The following is a 16,200-nucleotide window of genomic DNA, read 5'->3' on the forward strand; positions in this document are numbered from 1 at the left end:
TTTACGCCCAGTAATTTACAACACCATCATTTGCTTTAGCATTTGCAATAATATTTTTAAGTGCAACTACACTTGAAAATTCATCTGTAATCAAGTTATGAATTTTTATGATATTTTCAAGTTTTGGAAGCATTACTTTATCTATTAAGTCTAGTTTGTTTTGATTACCAGACTGTTTGTTTCCATCAAAAGTAAATTTTGGTAGTATTTTGTGGATTATGAAATTATTAATTGCTTGTTCGTTGCTTTCGTTTAAATCAGAAAATAATTTCAAATAATTTAGACCTTGGCGAATGGTTCTCATGCCAAACTCAACACCTAAAGGGGAGAAAAATTCTTTATTTAAATCAATAAATATTTGACAGAATTTATCTTCATTATCAAATCGAGGGTACGCTTCTCTTATACCTAAGTCATTAACATCAAAATGAAGTGATTTGCTCACATTTTCAAAGCCATAACTTTCAATTTCAGAAGAAATACTCTGCCAATTACTTAGCAAAGGACTTTTAAATTTCATAATATGGGCGCGATCAAGAATTTTAGGTGATAGGTAATGTGTTGTTTCATCAATATTTACTGTGCCGATAATGCGAACATTTGCTGGCATTTTTATTTTGGAAGGGGTGCGAATAACGCCTGATAACATTCTCCTAATATCGCCATGATATTTAATTATTGAATCTTTTTCACTAAATCCAAAAATACGTTTCATCTCTGAATTAATATTTTCGTTTTGTACTAATTTGATAAAATCAATGATTCCATCTTGAGAATGTTTTTTTTCTGCATCAGAAATGACAGTGACAACGGCTTTAAGTTCTGAAAAAATATGCGCAGATTCATCATCTGAGTACAATTGAATTTCAGGATTAGAATCTCTTGATTCGAGTTTTGATAAAAAGTCGGCGAAATAAAATTCGACTCTCGCCAAGTTCATTTCATCTAGGCAAATAAAATAAGGTATATCAGGATTATTCTGAGCTTCAATTAATGCTTCTAGGAACGGAGTGGCAAGATATTTTTTTTCAAGTGGATTGTAATACCCCAATAGATCTTCAGAACTAGTCCAGTTTGGTTTTACAGGAATGATTTTGGCAACTCCACCTACAGCTTTTGCAAAAGATTGCACTAAATTTGTTTTACCTGAACCAGAGTCACCCGCCAGGATAATCAAATCATTTGTGCGAATAAGTGTTAAGTAATTCTCAATAATATGTCTTGGATAAAGAATATCCATATTTTTTAAGTATGATTGAATATAAGAAACTGCCTGCTTATAATCTAAATTAAAATCACTGGAAAAACTTAGTGTCTCAATATTATTAAATTCTGATGCTATGCTAATAGAGATTTTATCAAAATCATCATCATCAATAAACTCAAATTTTTTAAGAAAAATAGCTTTTTCTGCAATATATGATTTTAGTTTTTCGATTTTCTTGGACATTTTTTGCATTTCCTTTTCATGCTGATCAATCGCAGTTATCAGCTTTTTACTTTGAATATCAATATCTGACTTTAACTGAGAGCTATTTTCTTCAAGTATAGATTTTTGTTTGGCTAGTTTATTTATTTCAATGCCTTCTTGAGTCTTCTTTGCCTCAAGTGATTTTAAACTCTCTTGTAAAGCACTTTCTTTTTTAATTATATCTTTAGTGAGTTTTGATAACTCAAAATTATAAATAGCTTTTGCAATGTAACTTTCACAATCTGATTCTAAGATGTCATTTTTATTGATGGGTATTGATTCAAGAATCTCTACTGAACCTATTTTAACTGCCATCTGAAAAGGATTATTATGCCTTATACGCTCCCTTTCGGGGGACAGACTAAGATTGCACTTTATAAAAATACTTTGGTTGTCTCCTAATATCTGTTTGGCATACTCAACATAAATATATGGATCTAGTTTTATATATTCATCCAATGGATAGTTAATTTCCCGGTTTTCAGTTGTTGTTCTTACCTCTTCAATAGAAGCCCACCGACCATCATTCCTAAGTTTGAGTCTTCCCCAAATTTTAATTTCACCATTAATTATATTCCAACTTTCATACAATCTCTGATACAGTTCACGGTCAGGAAGATTTTTAATTTCATCTACATGATAGATTGTCTCTGTCGCATTCATCTACGCTTCTTTTCCACTAAAATTGTTATAATTACACTGTCATAGTCTACTCAAATCACCATCAATAAAAAAGTTATATTGACAAGGTGTCGGTTCTAATTCGCATGTTGCTACCGATTGTCTATTTTAGGCGCATTACCCTTGTGGGCATCCAAAGAATCCGCAGGGAATGGATTGTTTTTAAGCAATCAACCCGAGTCCAATACGGACAAGGGTTTCATGCACTTTCATTCAAGATTTAAAGTCGATTACGGTTTGTAATCACAACGCCCTTATCTTCTCCAACTGCCCCACCAACTGCCCCAACGCCGCCCGCTGCTCATCCGCCTGCTTGCGCGTCTGCTCCAGCACTGCCGCTGGCGCTTTGTCCGCAAACGCCGGATTATTCAGCCGACCTTCCAGCCCGCCGAGGTTCTTTTGCAGCTTCTCGATTTCCTTGCTCAGACGCGCAATTTCCGCGTCCTTGTCGATCAGCCCCGCCAGCGGGATGAGGATTTGCATCTCGCCAACCAGCGCCGTAGCCGATTCCGGCGCATCCGCACCCGCTTCCAGCCACGTCACGTTGCCGACTTTTGCCAGCGTCCGCGCAAACGCTTCGCTGGTGGTGAACAGTGCCTTGTCGGTGTCGCTCCAGTTTTGCAGCAGCACATCCAGCACTTGCCCCGGCTTGATGTCCATCTCGGAGCGGATGCGGCGGATGCCCATGATGAAGGCTTTCACCCATTCGATTTCCGCCAGTGCTGCTTGATCAATCAGCGCGGTGTCGGCGACGGGGTAGGGTTGCAGCATGATGGAATCGCCGGATACGCCAGCCAAGCCCTTGATGTTCTGCCAAATTTCTTCGGTAATGAACGGCATGATTGGGTGCATCAGGCGCAACGCCGCTTCTAGCACGCGCACCAAAGTACGGCGCGTGCCACGTTTGGCGGCTTGGTTGTCGTTGGCTTTGCCCAAAATCGGCTTGGTCAGCTCCAGATACCAGTCGCAGTATTCGTGCCAGGCAAATTCGTACATCGCTTTGGCGGCAAGGTCGAAGCGGTAGTTGTCGATGTGGTCAGCGACTTCCGCCTCAGTCTGTTGCAGCAAGGAAATGATCCAGCGATCCGCCGCCGACAATTCCACCGGCAAAGCATCGTCCAGCCCGGTATCCTGCTCTTCGCACTGCATCAGCACGTAACGCGCCGCGTTCCACAGCTTGTTGCAGAAATTGCGGTAGCCTTCCAATCGTTGCATGTCGAAACGGATGTCGCGCCCCGCAGTGGCGAACGAGGCAAAGGTCATGCGCAGCGCGTCCGTGCCGTGCGGAGTAATGCCATCCGGGAATTGCTTGCGCGTCGCCTTGTCGATTTTCGCAGCGAGTTGCGGCTGCATCATGCCGCTGGTGCGTTTGGCAACCAGTGCTTCGAGGTCGATGCTGTCGATAATGTCGAGCGGGTCGAGCACATTGCCCTTGGATTTGGACATTTTCTGCCCGTCCGCATCCTTCACCAGCCCGTGGATGTACACGTCGCGGAACGGCACGTCGCCCATGAATTTCTTGCCGAACATGATCATCCGCGCCACCCAGAAGAAGATGATGTCGAAGCCGGTCATCAGCATTTGGGTGGGGTAAAAGGCTTTCAACGCTTCATCATCCACATTCGGCCAGCCGAGCGTCGAAAACGGCCACAGTGCGGAGGAGAACCACGTATCCAGCACGTCCTCATCCTGACGCAACACGAGATCAGCAGGCAGGTTGTATTTGCTGCGCACCTCATCTTCGGAACGTGCCACGTAGACATTGCCCGCCTCGTCATACCACGCCGGAATGCGATGTCCCCACCACAATTGGCGTGAAATACACCAGTCGTCGAGGTTGTTCATCCAGTGGTTGTAAGTGTTCACCCAGTTGCCCGGAATGAAGCGCACTTCGCCGTTTGCCACCACGTCAATCGCGGGTTGCGCAATCGCGGTTTTGCCGCCGGGTCGCCCGTCATCCAGCGTTTCGCGGGTCAAATCCACGTACCACTGGTCGGTCAGGTACGGTTCAATCACCGTGCCGGAACGGTCGCCACGCGGAACCATCAGCTTGTGGTCTTCGATTTTGTCCAGCAAGCCGAGCGCATCCATATCCGCCACGATTTGCTTACGCGCCGCAAAGCGTTCCAGCCCTTGATACTTTTCGGGTGAAACCTCGTTGATGCAGGCATCAATGGTGAAAATATTGATCAGCGGCAGGTTGTGACGTTTGCCCACTTGATAGTCGTTGAAATCGTGCGCCGGGGTAATCTTCACGCAACCCGTGCCTTTTTCCGGGTCAGCGTAATCGTCGCCCACCACCGGAATCAAGCGTCCTACCAGCGGCAACACCACGTTTTTGCCGATCAAATGCTGGTAACGTTCGTCTTTTGGGTTCACGGCAACGGCGGAGTCACCCAGCATGGTTTCCGGGCGCGTGGTGGCAACGATCAGGAATTCGGTGGTGGCATTGCCTGCCGCATCCGCCAGCGGGTAGCGGAAGTGCCACATATTGCCGTTTTCTTCTTCAGACACGACTTCAAGGTCGGAAACGGCGGTGTGCAGCACGGTATCCCAGTTCACCAAGCGTTTGCCGCGATAGATCAAGCCTTCTTCATGCAGGCGCACGAACACTTCACGCACCGCTTCCGACAAGCCTTCGTCCATCGTAAAGCGTTCGCGTGACCAGTCAGGCGTTGTGCCCAAACGGCGCAATTGGCGGTTGATGGTGTCACCGGATTGGCCTTTCCACTCCCAGACTTTTTCGAGGAAAGCTTCGCGGCCTAAATCGTGGCGGGTCACACCTTGCGCCAGCAATTGGCGTTCCACCACCATTTGCGTGGCGATGCCTGCGTGGTCAGTGCCGGGTTGATAGAGGGTTTTGTCGCCCTTCATGCGGTGGTAGCGGATCAGGGTGTCGATCACCATCTGGTTGAAACCGTGCCCCATGTGCAGCGTGCCGGTGACGTTCGGCGGCGGGATCATGATGCAATACGGCTTGCCATCGCCTTTCGGGGCGAAATAACCGCTTTGTTCCCAATGCTGATACCAGCGTTGTTCGATGTCTTGAGGTTGGTAGGTCTTGTCCATGTGCCGCTGCTTTTTTGAAGTCGGAAAAGAGCGGCATTATAGCGGGTTTATTGCTTAGGGGAAAATCACTTCAACATCCCCGATAGTTCGCGGATGAGTTCGTCGCGGGCTTGGTCGAGGTGCTTTTCCACGGAAGGGTCGATGCGGGTGTTGTTGCCCAGTGGTGCAGCCTGTTGATTGTTTTCTGAACGAATGGCGTGGGCGCGGGCTAAACCGGAATATTCGTCTTGCCCCGTGGCGGCTTTCAGTTCGTCGATACGCTCTTTGAGACGTTGCTCAAACATCTGGCGGCGTTGTTGGCGGGCATTGGGATTTCTAACTTGTTCAACCAAGGCGGCATCGCCAGCCCTTACCAAGTCGGTAACGACGGGAATGCGAATGGTTTTGTCGAAGTCTTGTCCTTGGCGCATTATTTCCCAGCTTATTTAGATCTTGAGTTGATGGTAGTCCAGATTATAGCCGCGATCCCGATAAAACTGGTAGCGTTTACGACCAGCGAGCAGTACGGGTTCTTCCTGATCCAACATTTCTGCTAAACGCTCGAAACGCGAGAAGAATGGTGGTACGTCGTTGGACAGGTTAATCAGCAAGCCGCAATTTTCCATCGGTTCGTGATCATGCCCGATGAGAATGCGCGAATACGGTTCTTTGGCAGGCGCAAACGTGTGCGGAATAAACGCTAATTCATTGAATGTCCACAGCAATTCATCCAGCTTGTGGCTGGTGTTCGCCCCATCGGTGTGGATGTAGGTGTGCAATTGTTGCTGATGCGCTTTCAGCACCACCTTGCAGGCGAGCAATAAACGCGCCTGCAAGCTGTTGGTTTTTCCGACGTAAAAATCAATCTTGGTCATTACGCGGTTTAAACACCCGCACGGTTAATTAACAGTTGGCACAGCAAGGGCACAGGGCGACCCGTTGCGCCTTTCGCTGCGCCGCTTTTCCACGCTGTACCCGCGATGTCGAGATGCGCCCACGGGTAGCTTTCGGTAAAGCGTGACAGGAAGCAAGCTGCCGTGATCGTGCCACCGGGTGCGCCGCCGATGTTTGCCATATCCGCAAAGTTGCTTTTGAGCTGGTCGTGGTATTTTTCACCCATTGGCATCCGCCACGCTTCGTCGTTGGACTGTTTGCCCGCAGCAAGCACTTCGTCGGCTAACCCGTCGTTATTGCTCAATAACGCGCAAATGTGATGCCCCAACGCGGTGATGCACGCGCCAGTGAGGGTGGCAATGTCGACGACGGCGGCAGGGTTGAAGCGTTCCACGTAGGTGAGCGCGTCGCACAATACCAAGCGTCCTTCCGCGTCGGTGTTGAGGATTTCGATGGTTTTGCCGGACATGCTGGTTACGATGTCGCCGGGTTTGCTGGCTTTGCTGCTGGGCATGTTTTCGGCAGCGGCAATCACGCCAATCACGTTCATGGGCAATTGCATCGCCACGCACGCGGTGAGTGTGCCGAGCACGCTGGCAGCACCCGTCATGTCGAATTTCATTTCATCCATTGCGCCACCGGGTTTGAGAGAGATGCCGCCGGTGTCGAAAGTGATGCCTTTGCCGACCAAGACAAACGGGGCTTCGCCTGCTGTGCCACCGTGGTATTGCAGGATGATCATTTTACCATCTTGCGCACTGCCTTTGGAGACGGAGAGGAATGAACCCATGCCGAGGGCTTCCATGTCGGCTTCTTCGAGCACGTTGATGTCAACGTTGTTGGAAGAGTTTGCGAGTTCTTGCGCAATATCCGCCAAATACGTGGGGGTGCAGACGTTGCCGGGGCTGTTGGCGAGGTCACGGCTGACGCGCATTCCTTCTGCAATCGCTGCGCCTTGGGTGAGGGCAGTGCTGAAATCACCGGCGATGGTGTGCGCCACTGTCCAGCTTTCAAGAGCAGGGCGAGCGGATTCGTCTTTTTTGCTCTTGTGCGTGTCGAAGGTGTAGAGCGCGTCGCTCACCGCCATCACCGATTGGCGCACAGCGGCAGCGATGAATTCGGAGGCGGTTTCGTCGGTGAGGAAACTGACGGCGTTGATGACCTTGCCTGTTTTCAAGGCATTCACAGCAGCTTGGGTGATTGACACTAAAGCTTCTTGGGTGAGCTTGTCTTTGTCGCCCATGCCGACGAGCAGCACGCGTTTGGCACTGATATTGGGGAGCTTATACAGCAGGCTGGTGCGCCCTTTTTCACCCGTGAAATCGCCGAATTCCAGGTGTGCTTGGATTGCGCCTTCGCTAGCAGTGTCGATTTGGGTCGCAGCGGCGGAGAGTTTCGCGTTTTTGTAAATGCCGACGACTACGCAGTCGGTGTGCAGTTCTGCCGCGTTGGCGGAGGAATCAAAATGGTAATTCATGCGTTATTATCCTTAGGGTGATTTGCCGTTACGGGCAGTTTTACACGACGACTTTACAAAGCACAATAAGGCTTACGCAACACGTCGAAACGGGCGGGGTTCTCGAACGCTGCGCCGTTTGTGACAACGTGGGCGTTAAAACGGGTTTTGACGGTTTGATACAGCGCGTCATCCAATTGGTGGTTGGTGTGGGTGACTTGGATAATGCGCTGGTCAAATTCGTTGAAATCGGCAAAGCGTGATTCGGTATTGCAGAAGATTTGTTCCACCAGTTCCAACGTTCCCGCAGCTACCGCATCACTCACGGCCTGAAACGCCAATTCACGCACCACTTTTTCATCGTGGAACAGGCGCAAGATGTCGTTGAAATCGCCTGCATACACGGGTTCGGAAATCCACGCCAGCCCACCGGGTTTGAGCACGCGGGCAATTTCTTGCAGGGATTGCGCCATGAGTTCGCGGGGAACGTGGTGCAGCGATTTGAACATGAATACCACGTCGACGCTGTTGTCGGGTGCGTCGATGGCTTGTGCGCCGCTTAGTTTGAAGGTAATGGGGTGGGGATTCCCTTCGACTTCGTTCAGGGAACGTTGTGTTTCTAGGTTGTTGGCGTGTTGGATTTGATCGACTTCGGTGGCAATGATGCGCACGGTCGGGAAGCGCTCAGCGATACGGCGCGTCATTTGCGCTTTGCCGCAGCCGAGTTCCAGCACGGTGGCATTGTCCAGTGGTAAGTGCTGGGCAATCAGGTCGAGTTCGTTGCAGCGCGTGGTGGCGGTAGGATTCTGGATTTGCATGGGCATGATAGGGTAACGTTACAGTGATTGAAGGGCGTATTGTGGCATACGCTCCGCTGACAACAAACAGGAGTAATGATGAATAACTGCCCGTGTGGTTCGGAAATGACTTATAACCAGTGCTGCCGTCAGTACCATGATGGCAAGTCTGCCCCCACGGCGGAAACGCTGATGCGCTCGCGTTACAGTGCGTATGTGATGCGCAATGGCGCGTACTTGCATCGCAGTTGGCATGGCAGTACGCGCCCGAATAAGAAGGGTTTGCTGCAATTACCGCCGATGGATTGGTTAGGGTTGGAGATCGTGCGTACTGAGCAGGGTGGGGAACAGGATGCGGCGGGGTAACTGAACAGTCCCCCCTTACCCAAACGCACTAAATTTGCGACACTCCCCCGATGACCCAACAACTGAAAGACCACAGCCTCAAACAGCTTAACAGCCAGTACCTTGCCAAGCTCACGCCGGAGGAACTGCTGCACCTGTCGACCAAGTTGTTGCATGACCTGAAAGAAGCGCGGGAACAGATCAACCAAAACTCCAACAACTCCTCCAAACCACCCAGCAGCGGTTTCCCGTGGGAAACGTCACCCAAAACGGTGGCTTTGCCCGAAACAGAAGGGGTGGGTGCAGCCAGAGGAAAGCCAACCCCGGAACCAGAAGCTGTGGCGGGCACAAAGCCAGCCCAACCAGCCAAACGCAAAGCGGGTAAACAACCCGGCGCACCGGGTTATGGTCGGGTATGGCATCCGCCCATCAATGCAGACGAACACCATTACCCCAGCCGATGTGAAGCCTGTGGCAGGTCCCTGGATGCGGCTGTCTCCCGTATTTATACCGCCTATGACAGTGTGGACATCCAGTTTGGCACGGATGGGAACCCCGGACTGACCGTCATCACCACCCGCCACCACCTTCACGATAGCGTATGCACCTGCGGTCATGTGAGCCGCCATATCCCGCATCGCCAAGCTCCCGACCCGTTATACCCGGAGGTTGATGTGGGCGAGTGGCGGCTGATTGGGGGCAATCTGGCGGCACTTATTGTCCACCTACGGCTGCGCTCACGCTTGTCACTGCGTGGCACACAAGAACTGTTGCGGGAGGTGTTGGGCATTCCCCTAAGTGTCGGGGTGTTGCAGCAATGTTTTGAGGAAGCAGCCGCGAGTGCTTCTCCATTGGAAGATGCCTTGGTGGAAGGGCTGTTGGCAGAAGCCACCGCTGACGGCGGGGTGCTGTATATTGATGAAACCTCTTGGAAAGAGCGTGGCGAAGCCCTGTGGCTATGGACATTCGTCACCACCCTCAGCGTTTGTTTCTACGTAGGGCAGCGCACCATTGAAATGCTCGACAACGTGATTAGCCCCCACTTTGGGGGCTGGCTGATGAGTGATGGCTATGCCGCTTACCGCCACCACCCCAAACGCTTGCGTTGCTGGGCGCACCTGATCCGCAAAGCCCGTGGGCTGGCAGAATCACTGGACAAAGACGGGCGGACGTTTGGCAACTTCACCCTCGCTTGGCTGAGGGTATTACAGGACGACATTTACGCTTGGCGGGCAGCAGGCGGCACGGTGGGGACGCAAACCGACGTGATCCGTCAACGCCATCAGGCAAAACTCCTGGAATTCAGGGCATTATGCTTGATCCATGCCGTATCTGCCCATGACAAGACGGCGGCACTGGCGAAAGAGTTCATCAATGATTGGGATGCCATTTTCCGAATCCTTGACCACCCGTGGCTTCCCTTGACCAATAATGAGGCTGAGCGGGCGTTGCGCCATTGGGTGATCCTGCGCAAAACCAACCATGGCACAAAGAGTGCTACGGGGAGCCGTGCGTTTGCCATGCTGGCCAGCATCATCGGTACTTGCCGCAAACGTGGACAGTCTGCCTTGGCTTATCTTGCCAGTGTTATTACCGCTGCCCGCGCTGGCTTTGCCCTGCCCGCTTTACCGCAAGGGGTGGGGATGTGATCAATTACGCGGCGGGTATTGTTGAATTCATTGCGCGTTTCCGCGATGGGGAGCAAACCGGCGAGTTGCATGAAACTAGCCGGTTTGTGAAGGAAGGCGGGAAGTGGTTTTACGTGGATGGGGAGCATTAGGGGAAAGCGTGTGCTATCGTGTTGCCTAATCAATACAGGGGGAAACACCAATGACAACACTCTGGATCAACACCCTCGTCAGTGTGATCGGTGTCCTTCTCGGCGCATTTTTGGCGATGGGCAGCGTTATAAGCATCGCCAATATGCAGGTCGCGTGGGCGGGTGCGCTACTAATCGCCGCGTTTGGCGTGCCGTTAGCGTTTGCGATGTCGGGCGTTGGCGCATGGTGGGCGTATGCCGCAGGCGCAACCCAACTCATCACTTACTTAATAGCGTTCCCGTGGGTGTATTTGGCGGTTTTTATCGCGGCAATGCTGCTGTCATTCAAGTTCTAGCAGCACGCCAACGTAGCCTTTACCTATTTTTTCTCCCAAGTATCCCGCAACCCAATCACCCGATTAAACACGAGCTTTTCGGCAGCCGAATACTTGGAGTCCAGCACAAAATACCCCTCACGCTCAAACTGATAGCGGTCTTCCAGCGTGGCTTGCGCCAGCCCGATTTCGCCCTTGCAGCCGTTGAGAATTTCCAAGCTGTTTGGATTCATGAATTCCAAGAAGTTTTTGCCGCCCGCATCCGGTGCCGGGTCGCTGAACAAGCGGTCATACAAGCGCACTTCGCAATCCACGTTATCACGCGCTGACACCCAATGAATCACGCCTTTGGCTTTCACGCCATCCGCCGGATCTTTGCCGACAGTATCCTCGATCACCCGCGCCCGCACTTCGATAATGTTGCCGTCGGCATCTTTCACAGCTTCATCGGCTTCGATCACGTAGCTGTTACGCAGGCGTACCCGTTTGCCCAATACCAAACGCTTGTACTGCTTATTGGCTTCTTCGCGGAAATCGTCCTGATCAATCAGAATTTCGCGGCAAAACGGCATGGCGCGTGTCCCCATCGCCTCATTTTGCGGATGCACGGGCGCAGTCATGGTTTCCACTTGGTCATCAGGATAGTTGGTCAAGATGACTTTGAGCGGGCGCAATACGCACATGGCACGCGGCGAAATGTTGTTCAAATCTTCGCGGATGGCAAATTCCAACATGCCAAGGTCCACTACGCCTTCGACCTTGGTCACGCCCGCCATTTCGCAGAAATCATTAATGGCTTTAGGGGTGAAACCCCGACGGCGCAAGCCGGAAACGGTCGGCATACGCGGATCATTCCAGCCATCAACGTGCTTTTCATCCACCAATTGCTTGAGCTTGCGCTTGCTAGTGACGGTGTAATTGATATTGAGGCGCGAAAATTCGTACTGGTGCGGTTGCGCAGGTACGGGAATATTGTCGATAAACCAGTCATACAACGGGCGATGCACTTCAAATTCCAGCGTACATACCGAATGGCTAATGCCTTCAATCGCGTCACTTTGCCCGTGGGCGTAGTCGTAAGACGGGTAAATGCACCATTTATCACCTGTTTGATGATGCGTAGCGCGTTTAATGCGGTAAATCACCGGGTCACGCAAATTGATATTGGACGATGCCATATCAATTTTGACGCGCAAAGTACGGCTGCCGTCGGGGAATGCGCCGTCACGCATTTGGGTGAACAGTTCGAGGTTTTCTTCGATAGAACGGGTGCGGAACGGGCTTTCTTTACCGGCCTCGGTCAAATTGCCACGGTATGCCCGCATTTCTTCTGCGGTCAAATCGCACACAAACGCTTTGCCCGCTTTAATGAGGTAAACCGCCCAGTCGTACAACTGGTCGAAATAGTCGGAGGCGTAATGCACATCGCCATCCCATTGATAACCCAACCATTGCACATCCGCTTTGATGGATTCGACGTATTCTTCGTCTTCTTTTTCGGGGTTGGTGTCATCCATGCGCAGGTTGCACTTGCCGCCAAATTTCTGTGCCAGCCCGAAGTTCAGCCAGATGGATTTGGCGTGTCCAATGTGCAGGTAGCCGTTGGGTTCGGGGGGGAAGCGCGTGCGCACGCTGGTGACTTTGCCGTTTTCTACGTCTTCCTTGACGATACGCTCAATAAAATTGAGTGGTTTGCTGATTTCTTCGCTCATGGGGGTAGTTCTTGTCAATTATTGCAATGCAGGAATTAGACTATTAAGCACCGCCGTTGTCCAGTGCGGTGCTTACCCATTTGCGTTGTGGTGCTTAATGCCCCGGTTTGCAGATGTCGTGACGCAACACGGCGCGTAGTGTCAACGTCACCAGCAACGCAACCAACACGGTCAGCACCGCCAACAAACCGCTGGCAATCCACAGATACGCCGCCGCCTGCGATTGTTCATACATAATGAAGCTGGCAATGGTAATCGCCGCCAACGGGAACGAATACGCCCACCAAGGCAAGCCAAACTTCAACTTCACAAACCGCCCGAACTGACTAAACAACAGCAGCGTCAGGAACAAACCAAAGAAATACAACACCCGTGCAAACGCATCCAGCTCACTTTCCAAGCGCATATAGGCAATGAACCCCACGGCTGGCGGCGCAATCAAAATGAACAAACTTGGCAGCAAAAACGCATCAATCGCCTGATGGAACATCATGCGGTTAAACACCAATGTCATTAAAATCAGCCAGAAAAACATGCCGATGCTGAAGAAAAACCACGACACATCCACAAAACCGAGTGGTACACCAATAACGGGTACGAGCACATTCCCCACCGCCGGAATAAACCACGCGGGGTTAATGTGCTGAATTTGGAAATGTTCGTGGTGCATCCATTTATTAATCACATACAGTGTAAACACCAAATGCAATAACGTTCCCGCCACCCAGACCGGCAGGGCAAGCTCAGCATTCACCCCATACAATGCCGTCGCAATCAGCAACAAACTGATCGAAATCGTCGGGAAAAAACTGAGCTTGACCGGATGCGCCAACTCCTGCGCCACACTCTGCGGGTAGCGCCACGCTTTACTCACATACAGCAGGAATAACAGCGCGAAGACACTGACAGTCACTGCCAACATCCCGATATTGATACCCAAATCGCGGTGAAATACATGCTGGGCTTTTTCCCATGCAATGGTTAAACCGGATAAGCCCATCACCACCGAAAAAAACGAGATGGGTAAAAAGGCTAAACGCCCGTGTGGGGCAGGAGTGTGTTCCATCATGTCAATCCTCAGTCGGTGATGACCAATGCTTTTTTTCTTGCAGCATCATTTGTTTCATGGGTGTTCCCTCTGAAAAGTCAGAGAGCTAAAAGTAGGGGCGATGCTAGCGGTTAGCGGCTGGTTTGGCATTGAAAAATAGCAAACTAAAGCACTAAGGTATTGCACCGCTTATCGCTGCGCGGCAATCGGGGTTCTCATGATGTAAGTCAATAAATACTCAACAAAATCTTGCGATTTAGCAAGGTTGCTTCATGCCCCTGCCTCGCAGACTATCCTTTATAAATAGATGTCAATGAACATCGTTGTATCGCGCTAGTAGGAGTCAAACGTGCAGGAATCTAATCAATCCGGCAAGGCATCGCGCCGCGCCTTTCTCAAAAGCATGATGGGAACAGCCGTCGCTTCAACGGCTGCGTTAAGCCTTGATGCGCAAGCGCGTATCCATGCCCCCCACGAGTTGGAAACCCTCAAGGATTACGAAGAACATTGGGGTTTTTGCGACATGTGTTACTGGCGATGTGGCTTGAAAGTCCGCAGCCGTGACGGCAAAGCCTTCAAAATCGACGGCAACCCGGAACACCCGCTCAATCGCGGTGTGGTCTGTGGCAAAGGCAATTCCGGCATTCAGGTGGCGTTTGCACCCAACCGTTTGAAACAGCCAATGGAACGTACCGGCGCACGCGGCGACAATAAATGGCGACCGATGCCGTGGGATGAAGCACTCGACAAAGTAGCGCACGAACTCAATAAGGTGAAGGAAAAATACGGCCCGCAAGCATTGGTCATGATTGGTCACGGCACGTGGGAAAAGCCCTACCACCGCCTTGCCCACGCTTTCGGTACACCCAACACCACCAGTCCGGTTTTTGGTCTATGCTGCGGGCCACGCGGTGTTGCCAATATGTTGGTAGCGGGGCGCGAACTGGGCGGCAATGAAACGCTGGATCTGGAAAACTGCAAATATTTTCTGATGATGGGGCGTAATGTCACCGAATCCCTGCACAACGGCGAAACCCTCGGCTGGATTGACGGCGTAGCGAATGGCGCGAAAGTGACTTATGTGGATCCGCGTTACACCATCACGGCCTCCAAAGCCGATGAGTGGCTGTCGATTCGCCCGCTCACTGACCACGCCTTCCTGCTGGCACTGATCCATGTGGTGATTAAAGGCGGCCTGTACGACACGCAGTTTGTCGCCGAATACGTCACCGGCTTGGATGAATTGGCTGCCAAAGTCGAGCAATACACCCCCGAATGGCAGGAGGAAATTACCACGATTCCAGCGGACACGGTGCGCCGCATTGCGCTCGAAATGGCACAGAAAGCCCCTGCCGTTTTGGTCTACAGCCCGCGCCGCCTGACGCGCAGTTCCAATGATTTAGGGACGGGCATGAGCATTTCGATCCTCAACTCGCTATTCGGTGTGTGGGATCGTAACGGCGGAATTTTTACGCCACAAACCTTCAAAATCCCTGAAATCACCTTGCCGGAATTTCCGCACGCGCATGTGACACGCGGTGAAACCGGCGGTGATTTCGATTTCGCCCAAAAGCCCTTTGCTACCGATGCGGAAGGTAAAATCCAGCGGGCGGATGGCGCAGGTGTGGTCGGACGTTGGCCGCTGGCGAATGCCCAGTACGGTTTAACCAATGAAATGTGGCGGGCAATGGCGGAACAAGATCCTTACCCGCTCAAAGCCTTGTTGACGGCGGGGGGTAATGGCTTCAGCAATAGCACCGATTACGACACTATCCGTAAAGCCTTGCTGAATATGGATTTTTACGTCGCTGCCGATGTTATACCCAACGAAATGAACAGTTACGCCGACATCTTGTTGCCGGAAGCGAGCTATCTGGAGCGTTACGACGACTTGCAAACCGGTGGGATGCAGGAAGGGTTTGTGGCGTTGCGCGAACCGGCGATGCAGCCGTTGCATGATACCAAAGGCTCGTGGGACATCTGTAAAGCATTGTCACAACGCATGGGCTTAGAGGCGTGGTTCCCACACGATTCCATTGAAGCATTGCTGGAGGATCGCCTGAAAAAAGCGGGTTTGTCACTGGCAGAATTGAAGGAAAAGGGTGTCATCAAAATTCCCGCCGACCCCAAGATCAATTTCCCGCGTGAACACGGCGGTAAGTCAGTATTCCCGACCCCCAGCGGCAAGATCGAGCTGATTCCCAGCCAGTTACAAGCGTTAGGGATGGCGGATGCGATTGAGTGGGCAGAGCAGCCACGCCCCAAGGATGGTGAATTCCATTTCACCTTTGGGCGGGTGGGTTTCCATACCCATGCGCGTACTCAAGACAATATCTGGTTGAACTATTTCATGCCGGAAAACTTGCTGTGGATACACCCGGACGCTGCCGTCAAGCTCGGCATTAGCGATGGTGAGACGGTGGAGGTCAAGGATGCCAAAGGACGTGGTGGCAAGATTGCTGCCAAAGTCACGCCGCGTATCCGCCCGGATACGGTGTTCACGGTACACGGTTTTGGGCATTGGGATACGCGCATGACCACGGCGGTCGGCAAAGGCTTGTCGGATTCGTTGCTGGCATCGGATACCCGTGAAAAACACATTGGCAGTATTTCGATGGGTATGAACATGGTCACTGTGACTAAAGTCTGAGGAG

Annotated in this window: 13 protein-coding genes; 5 read left to right on the forward strand and 8 right to left on the reverse strand. The window is 51.4% G+C overall.

The annotated features are described in order from the left end of the window. Position 1 precedes the first annotated feature (1 nt). The 6 genes from J1836_RS01620 to J1836_RS01645 form a co-directional block, all read right to left on the reverse strand. Entirely contained in the window at positions 2-2,134 is a 2,133-nt protein-coding gene (locus J1836_RS01620) for a DUF8727 domain-containing protein (RefSeq protein ID WP_207249526.1), read from the reverse strand. Between the two features lie 261 nt (positions 2,135-2,395). Next, entirely contained in the window at positions 2,396-5,221 is a 2,826-nt protein-coding gene (locus J1836_RS01625; RefSeq protein WP_207249527.1) for a valine--tRNA ligase, read from the reverse strand. A gap of 65 nt (positions 5,222-5,286) precedes the next feature. After that, positions 5,287-5,631 carry a hypothetical protein gene (locus J1836_RS01630; RefSeq protein ID WP_207249528.1) on the reverse strand — a complete coding sequence of 115 codons (345 nt, stop codon included), beginning with the start codon at positions 5,629-5,631 and terminating at the stop codon, positions 5,287-5,289. A gap of 15 nt (positions 5,632-5,646) precedes the next feature. After that, positions 5,647-6,075, reverse strand: coding sequence for a DNA polymerase III subunit chi (locus tag J1836_RS01635; protein ID WP_207249529.1), 429 nt, complete (start codon positions 6,073-6,075; stop codon positions 5,647-5,649). 8 nt (positions 6,076-6,083) lie between these two features. Further along, positions 6,084-7,571: a leucyl aminopeptidase gene (locus tag J1836_RS01640; protein ID WP_207249530.1), complete on the reverse strand. Its 1,488-nt coding sequence runs from the start codon at positions 7,569-7,571 to the stop codon at positions 6,084-6,086. A 53-nt stretch (positions 7,572-7,624) separates the two neighbouring features. Further along, on the reverse strand, positions 7,625-8,374 hold the full coding sequence (locus J1836_RS01645) for a class I SAM-dependent methyltransferase (protein ID WP_443735670.1): 750 nt from the start codon (positions 8,372-8,374) through the stop codon (positions 7,625-7,627). A gap of 69 nt (positions 8,375-8,443) precedes the next feature. Here J1836_RS01645 and J1836_RS01650 point away from each other — a divergent pair, with 69 nt between their 5' ends. From J1836_RS01650 to J1836_RS01665, 4 genes are read left to right on the forward strand one after another with little or no spacing between them, the layout of a single operon-like run. Next, on the forward strand, positions 8,444-8,713 hold the full coding sequence (locus tag J1836_RS01650; RefSeq protein ID WP_372447657.1) for a YchJ family protein: 270 nt from the start codon (positions 8,444-8,446) through the stop codon (positions 8,711-8,713). Positions 8,714-8,763: 50 nt separating this feature from the next. Next, positions 8,764-10,341 carry an IS66 family transposase gene (tnpC, locus tag J1836_RS01655; RefSeq protein WP_242632653.1) on the forward strand — a complete coding sequence of 526 codons (1,578 nt, stop codon included), beginning with the start codon at positions 8,764-8,766 and terminating at the stop codon, positions 10,339-10,341. Continuing rightward, positions 10,338-10,472 (forward strand): YchJ family metal-binding protein, encoded by a 135-nt coding sequence (locus tag J1836_RS21380; protein WP_372447658.1) that lies wholly within the window; start codon positions 10,338-10,340, stop codon positions 10,470-10,472. The genes tnpC and J1836_RS21380 overlap by 4 nt, the downstream gene beginning before the upstream one ends. 50 nt (positions 10,473-10,522) lie before the next feature. Then, on the forward strand, positions 10,523-10,807 hold the full coding sequence (locus J1836_RS01665; protein WP_207249532.1) for a hypothetical protein: 285 nt from the start codon (positions 10,523-10,525) through the stop codon (positions 10,805-10,807). A gap of 23 nt (positions 10,808-10,830) precedes the next feature. Here J1836_RS01665 and J1836_RS01670 read toward each other — a convergent pair whose 3' ends face one another. Then, a complete protein-coding gene (locus J1836_RS01670) occupies positions 10,831-12,498 on the reverse strand; it encodes a glutamine--tRNA ligase/YqeY domain fusion protein (RefSeq protein WP_207249533.1) in 1,668 nt (555 codons plus the stop codon). Between the two features lie 94 nt (positions 12,499-12,592). Next, positions 12,593-13,567: an SLAC1 anion channel family protein gene (locus J1836_RS01675; protein WP_307792569.1), complete on the reverse strand. Its 975-nt coding sequence runs from the start codon at positions 13,565-13,567 to the stop codon at positions 12,593-12,595. Between the two features lie 328 nt (positions 13,568-13,895). Here J1836_RS01675 and J1836_RS01680 point away from each other — a divergent pair, with 328 nt between their 5' ends. Then, a complete protein-coding gene (locus tag J1836_RS01680; protein ID WP_242632690.1) occupies positions 13,896-16,196 on the forward strand; it encodes a molybdopterin-containing oxidoreductase family protein in 2,301 nt (766 codons plus the stop codon). Positions 16,197-16,200 lie beyond the last annotated feature (4 nt).

It is taken from the genome of Thiothrix fructosivorans (genome assembly GCF_017349355.1).
Taxonomy (GTDB): domain Bacteria; phylum Pseudomonadota; class Gammaproteobacteria; order Thiotrichales; family Thiotrichaceae; genus Thiothrix; species Thiothrix fructosivorans.

Coding starts and splice junctions, on each gene's coding strand:
- J1836_RS01620 (WP_207249526.1), bottom strand. CDS start 2,134: ATGAATGCGACAGAGACAATCTATCATGTAGATGAAATTAAAAATCTT.
- J1836_RS01625 (WP_207249527.1), bottom strand. CDS start 5,221: ATGGACAAGACCTACCAACCTCAAGACATCGAACAACGCTGGTATCAG.
- J1836_RS01630 (WP_207249528.1), bottom strand. CDS start 5,631: ATGCGCCAAGGACAAGACTTCGACAAAACCATTCGCATTCCCGTCGTT.
- J1836_RS01635 (WP_207249529.1), bottom strand. CDS start 6,075: ATGACCAAGATTGATTTTTACGTCGGAAAAACCAACAGCTTGCAGGCG.
- J1836_RS01640 (WP_207249530.1), bottom strand. CDS start 7,571: ATGAATTACCATTTTGATTCCTCCGCCAACGCGGCAGAACTGCACACC.
- J1836_RS01645 (WP_443735670.1), bottom strand. CDS start 8,374: ATGCCCATGCAAATCCAGAATCCTACCGCCACCACGCGCTGCAACGAA.
- J1836_RS01650 (WP_372447657.1), top strand. CDS start 8,444: ATGATGAATAACTGCCCGTGTGGTTCGGAAATGACTTATAACCAGTGC.
- tnpC (WP_242632653.1), top strand. CDS start 8,764: ATGACCCAACAACTGAAAGACCACAGCCTCAAACAGCTTAACAGCCAG.
- J1836_RS01665 (WP_207249532.1), top strand. CDS start 10,523: ATGACAACACTCTGGATCAACACCCTCGTCAGTGTGATCGGTGTCCTT.
- J1836_RS01670 (WP_207249533.1), bottom strand. CDS start 12,498: ATGAGCGAAGAAATCAGCAAACCACTCAATTTTATTGAGCGTATCGTC.
- J1836_RS01675 (WP_307792569.1), bottom strand. CDS start 13,567: ATGATGGAACACACTCCTGCCCCACACGGGCGTTTAGCCTTTTTACCC.